The 5,223-nt window shown below is 51.3% G+C and carries 5 protein-coding genes; 3 read left to right on the forward strand and 2 right to left on the reverse strand.

The genetic code is table 11. The features are described 5' to 3' along the window. Positions 1–91 precede the first annotated feature (91 nt). Together ACKVOS_RS12195 and ACKVOS_RS12200 are read right to left on the reverse strand one after the other, a co-directional pair. Positions 92–1,105, reverse strand: a complete 1,014-nt coding sequence (locus ACKVOS_RS12195) for an NAD-dependent epimerase/dehydratase family protein (RefSeq protein WP_409212276.1) — start codon at positions 1,103–1,105, stop codon at positions 92–94. A 13-nt stretch (positions 1,106–1,118) separates the two neighbouring features. Continuing rightward, positions 1,119–2,081, reverse strand: a complete 963-nt coding sequence (locus ACKVOS_RS12200; RefSeq protein ID WP_409212277.1) for a glycosyltransferase family 4 protein — start codon at positions 2,079–2,081, stop codon at positions 1,119–1,121. A 284-nt stretch (positions 2,082–2,365) separates the two neighbouring features. On the opposite strand from ACKVOS_RS12200, the gene ACKVOS_RS12205 reads away from it, so the two are divergent. From ACKVOS_RS12205 to ACKVOS_RS12215, 3 genes are all read left to right on the forward strand, one after another. Then, the gene (locus ACKVOS_RS12205) at positions 2,366–2,611 is read left to right on the forward strand and encodes a hypothetical protein (protein WP_409212278.1); all 246 of its coding nucleotides are present in this window, start codon (positions 2,366–2,368) and stop codon (positions 2,609–2,611) included. Between the two features lie 200 nt (positions 2,612–2,811). Next, positions 2,812–4,179, forward strand: a complete 1,368-nt coding sequence (locus ACKVOS_RS12210) for a cytochrome P450 (protein WP_409212279.1) — start codon at positions 2,812–2,814, stop codon at positions 4,177–4,179. Positions 4,180–4,265: 86 nt separating this feature from the next. Further along, complete coding sequence (locus tag ACKVOS_RS12215) at positions 4,266–5,039, forward strand: hypothetical protein (protein WP_409212280.1); 774 nt, start codon at positions 4,266–4,268, stop codon at positions 5,037–5,039. Positions 5,040–5,223: the final 184 nt, after the last annotated feature.

Consider the following 5,223-nt stretch of genomic DNA (forward strand, 5'->3'; position numbering starts at 1 on the left):
GGCCAACGTAACCAAGCCCGATGATTGCGATCCGAACATTTTCGAGCGCTGGCAATTCTTGCATTTTGGATGACATAGAAAAACTCAAACTTCAAAGTTGATAATATTCTCGGTACCATTTGACGAAACGCGCCACACCTTCCCGGAAAGGGGTTTGCGGCTGATATCCTGTCAGCGTCGCCAGAAGAGAAGCATTTGCCCAAGTGGCCGGCACATCGCCAAGTTGCATCGGCATGTAATTTCGAATGGCTTTGCGGCCGAGCTCTTCTTCAATTGCTTCGATGAAGTCCAAGAGGCGGACCTTGTCTGAATTACCTATATTCACAACACGGAAGGGCGCGGCGGGGCTAAGACTATCCCCCTCCCCAATTTTATCTGGGGATGTTGGTCGTACTGGAGGTGTATCGATCAACAACGAAATTCCGCGAACGAGGTCCTCGACATAGGTAAAGTCACGCCACATGTCGCCGTCATTGTAAATGTCGATTGGCGTGCCTTCCAATATACCTTTGGTAAATTTAAACAAAGCCATATCCGGGCGACCCCAGGGTCCATAAACCGTAAAAAACCGGAACATTGTGGTCGGCAAGCCATAAATATGCGCGTAGGAATGCCCCATTGCCTCATTAGCTTTTTTAGTCGCAGCATAAATGGTGAGCGGCGTGTCAGCTTTCTCTGTTTCAGAAAAAGGCATGCTTTCATTAGCGCCATAAACGCTCGAGGTCGACGCCATCAGTAAGTGAGAAACACCGAGTTCGCGGGCGCATTCCATTACATTGAAAGTCCCGACAATATTGGCATCGATATATGCTCGTGGATTTTCCAAACTATACCGCACTCCGGCCTGAGCGGCTAAATGGACAATTACATCCGGTGCAAATGATACAATCGCCTCCCTCAGTAGGTCTGAATCTTCCAGCATAGCTGTGGTGCAGGAAAACGCATTGCTGGCTTTGAGTATCTCGTGACGCTTAATTTTCAGGTTGACGTCGTAATAGTCGGTCATGCCATCATATCCGGCGACAATATTCCCCTGCTCAATTAGCAGCTTCGCTAGATGAAATCCAATAAAGCCAGCGGTACCTGTAATAAAAATGCGTTTCATTATTCTCACTTCTTTAGAATTTTGTATTGCCTGCAAAAAACAAAAGAGCCGCTGGCACTAATGCAACTACCCAATACAAGATCAGCCCGAAAGGCCAACCGAAAATCGACTGAATGTGGTGATGCAAATGATCTCTGTCAGCAGACATAGGCGAGCGCCCTTGACGCAGCCGAGTATAGGTCAAACGGAAAGAATCGAAAACCGGCACAAGAAACAGCAGCATTATTTCTTCAGCAGATACAGCGCGCAACGATTCAACGCCCGGGGTGTTGTAAATCATGATAGATAACAAACCGATGGCAGTGGCAATCGCATAAGCGCCGCCATCACCTAGGAATAAGCGACCGGCCATGTTGAACATGAATAATACCGCCAGCACAGCTGCAAACAAAAATATGAATGGAGTGAGCGTTTCCGGAGCCCGCGTCGCTAAAATAAGGAGCCAGCCAATAGATAGGCCTAAGACCAACCCGTTTTTTCCATCAGCCATATTTACGGCATTAATCAGCCCTACGCAGCACGTCGTTGTGAACAATATCGCAATCCACCACGTCCCTAGCCCCATGCTGAACTTGGGTAAGTTGAAATCCAGAACCCTCACGTTGAAAGTTGGGTCAACTGCCGCTGCTGTTGCGAATACAAGAAACGAGATGAGCAGACGCACGCGAGGCGAAAGGGTGTGGCGATCGTCTGCAAGACCCACAAATGCCATGATCGTCACACATGCTATCCAGATAAGCAAAGAACCGAACCAGCGGTCGGAAACCCCGGAAAAAACATAAACAAGCGCAACAGGGGCAAGAGCGGCTATCATTACGACGCCACCCATGAGTGGTGTAGGGGTTTTATGCTGCTTGCGACCGACAGGAACGTCCACAAGATTCAGGTAAGCGCAAAGTCGCACTGCATTAAAGCACAAGAACAAAGTCATCGATGCGCAAGCAACCAGCAACGCAAAGTAATTGACGTCAATCATTAGGTATTTGTCTATCTATTCCCGATGCGCCAAGAGCAAAATTTGGAGCCGCATATTAGGTTACCGCTCTCAGGTCTACATTTTAATCATGGCGGCTTCAATTCACAATTTACGAAGTCACTTCTAAGTCTCGTAAGCGCGATCCACGAAAATCAGGATGGTAAATTTTCCGTTGGCCAATTGGCATCAGGGAAAATTAACCCGCCTAAGCCATTCTTCTCTAACTGCGGATGGTCTGATTTTATTGTCTATCCGGCAGAAATTTGAAAGATATCGGAGGAAATATGTCGCCGGATTCAGCGCTCGTCGTTTTTACATCTCTTGGATTCGCTTCAATTTTTCTGGCGTTGGTAATCGGTATCACAGGCCACGAACCAGCCGATCTGGTAACCAGCTTTGCCAATATGACACCATCAGCCCGCCGTCAGGCGCAGTTCGAACAGCTGGACTATATGACGCGTGTTGCCGACGAAGCCATCGAGGCGCGGCGTCTGGGCAAGCGCGCGCCATTTAGTCAGGACAGCTTCTAAAACCCTTATTCGCGCGGACAATCCCTGGTTGCGCGCGTCTTGCGGCCGTGCCATGCCCCCGGCACGGCCGCTTTTTTCACACGACAATCCTTCTGCCTGTGAATAGCCTAAGCGTTATCTTGATGGAATTCCTGCTTGCACCTTACTGACAACGGTGGCAGTAAGTTTTAATCGTGCGATTAACATAAGGAATTCCCTGTATGGCACTTGCCCATAGCGAAGCTGCAAACCCGCATTGGGTTCCTCGCAAAAAGATTGGCGATCTGTCTCATATCCCCGGGGAAAATGGCCTGCCGATTGTCGGGACAACCTTCCGGGTTTTGCGCGACCCTCCTGCCTATGGCGCGCATATGGTCAAAACTTACGGTAAGGTGTTCCGCACCAACGCCTTTGGCAATCCTACAATCTCGATGGTGGGCGCCGAAGCAAACGAACTGATGCTGTTCGACCGCGACAAGCTTTTTTCTTCGGAACAAGGCTGGGGGCCAGTCTTGAACTTACTTTTCCCTCGCGGGCTGATGCTGATGGATTTTGATCATCACCGCATGGATCGGCGTGCCCTTGGCATCGCATTCAAACCTGAACCGATGCGAGCCTATACGCAGGACATGAACCGCATATTTTCGGAGCAACTGAAAAACTGGCGCGGTGACATGCTGTTTTATCCCGCGATCAAGCAACTGACACTTGATGTCGCCGCAAGCAGTTTCCTCGGCATTCCCCTTGGCCCGGAAGCGGACAAGATCAACACCGCCTTTGTCGACATGGTGCAGGCATCGGTTGCACCCATCCGTGCACCCATTCCTTTCACGTCCATGGGCCGCGGAGTTGCTGGTCGCAAATATCTAATCGACTATTTCGGGCCGCAAATTGCCGAACGCCGCCGCAACGAAAACCGGCAGGATATGTTCAGCCAATTCTGCCGTTCACGGCGTGAAGACGGCGAATATATGTCCGATGGCGAGCTGATCGATCATATGAACTTCCTGATGATGGCCGCGCACGACACTATAACGTCCTCGGTAACTTCAATGATCTGGTATCTGGCGAAGCATCCTGAATGGCAGGAAAAGCTGCGTCAGGAATGCCTGTCGATCGCGCCCGCCGGAAGCGACATCGCTTTTTCCGATCTCGATAAGTTCGAGTTGACCGAATATGCTTTCAAAGAAGCGTTACGGATGATTTCGCCCGTTCCCTCAATCCCGCGCCGTGCACTGTGTGACTTTGAATTCATGGGCTTTCACATTCCAAAAGGCACAGCCGTCAGCATAAGCCCCGCCTATGTCCATATGATGGAAGAATATTGGCCAGATCCGATGGTGTTCGACCCTATGCGATTTACGCCGGACAAGGTCAAGGCGCGGCACAAATATGCTTGGGTGCCTTTCGGTGGGGGCGCGCATATGTGCCTTGGCCTGCACTTTGCCTATATGCAAATGAAGCTATTCATGCATCATTTGCTGACCAGCGTGCATGTCGAAATTGCCGAAGGTTATGTGCCGGAATGGCAGGCATGGCCAATCCCGAAGCCGAAGGATGGTTTGAAGGTTAGGTTCGTGCCGCTTTGAGCTGACGCCACCGTCCAACGGCTCTTGGCTGCACCAAATCCAACATTGCAAGGCATGGCCGATGCCCTAAAGGTCGCTGCCGTCGCATGGCATATTCAGAACAGACAGAATGGGACCGCGAGGATCTTCGACGGCGTGGCGCTGGCCTTATCATTGCCTTGCTTCTCGAGGCACTGATTATCATTGCGATACTAAGCCTGAGTATGCGAACGGGTGGGCCAGAGGCGGGTAAGCGCGGCCTCAGTACCTTTGCACTTGAAGCGGAAACGGAGTCCGCATCTGCCGACAAGAGCGACACCGAAACACCGGTCACCAAAGAACGGCAGCGTACCATCAACCCGCCAATTCCCAAGCCATTATTACCGCCGGTCAACCCGGTCAGGGCACCACCGCCCAGCCCTGAATTCATCAAGGTCAGTAAGTCCGAATTCGATGCGATGGACCTGTCAAAGCTCCCCTCCAGCGGTAGCGCTGGAGCAGGTGACGGCAAAGGTAGCGGACAGGGTAATAAAGGCATGATGGGTCCCGGGCTTGGCCCCGGCGGCGCTCAGCTCTATCCTGTTGCCTGGCTACGTGAACCTTATGATGCCGAGCTTGCACCCTATCTTGCGACCATCAAACGGATACCACCCGGTGCCTCTGCTGACATTGCGTGCCGTATGGCGGAACATAATCGCGTCGAAAACTGTCAGATCATTGGTGAAAACCCCCGCGGCACCGGCCTTGCCAAAGCATTACGCCTCGCTGCATGGCAGTTTCTGGTTAAACCTCCGCGTGTCGACAACAAGCCGCAATTGGGCGTGTGGGTGCGGATCCACTTCGACTTCGGGGTGAAAGCGGTTGAGGATGAAGCGCAATAAACTTACGACTAATCAATTTGTTTGCATGGCACGGACATTAATTAGTCGAATGCGAAAAATTGCAAGGTTGTGCGTTCGTGCCGAGCACAAAAAATTAACCATAAATTATCGACCTCAACCTAGTTTGCGCTAGTGGCCTTCATGGGCGACGGGGAAAGCCGTGGGAAAAGATGACCAACACCAA

The sequence above is a fragment of the Sphingorhabdus sp. genome (assembly GCF_046154385.1).
Lineage (GTDB): Bacteria > Pseudomonadota > Alphaproteobacteria > Sphingomonadales > Sphingomonadaceae > Sphingorhabdus_B.

Excerpts from the sequence above, each read along its gene's own strand:
- ACKVOS_RS12195 (WP_409212276.1), bottom strand. The coding sequence starts at position 1,105 with ATGAAACGCATTTTTATTACAGGTACCGCTGGCTTTATTGGATTTCAT.
- ACKVOS_RS12200 (WP_409212277.1), bottom strand. The coding sequence starts at position 2,081 with ATGATTGACGTCAATTACTTTGCGTTGCTGGTTGCTTGCGCATCGATG.
- ACKVOS_RS12205 (WP_409212278.1), top strand. The coding sequence starts at position 2,366 with ATGTCGCCGGATTCAGCGCTCGTCGTTTTTACATCTCTTGGATTCGCT.
- ACKVOS_RS12210 (WP_409212279.1), top strand. The coding sequence starts at position 2,812 with ATGGCACTTGCCCATAGCGAAGCTGCAAACCCGCATTGGGTTCCTCGC.
- ACKVOS_RS12215 (WP_409212280.1), top strand. The coding sequence starts at position 4,266 with ATGGCATATTCAGAACAGACAGAATGGGACCGCGAGGATCTTCGACGG.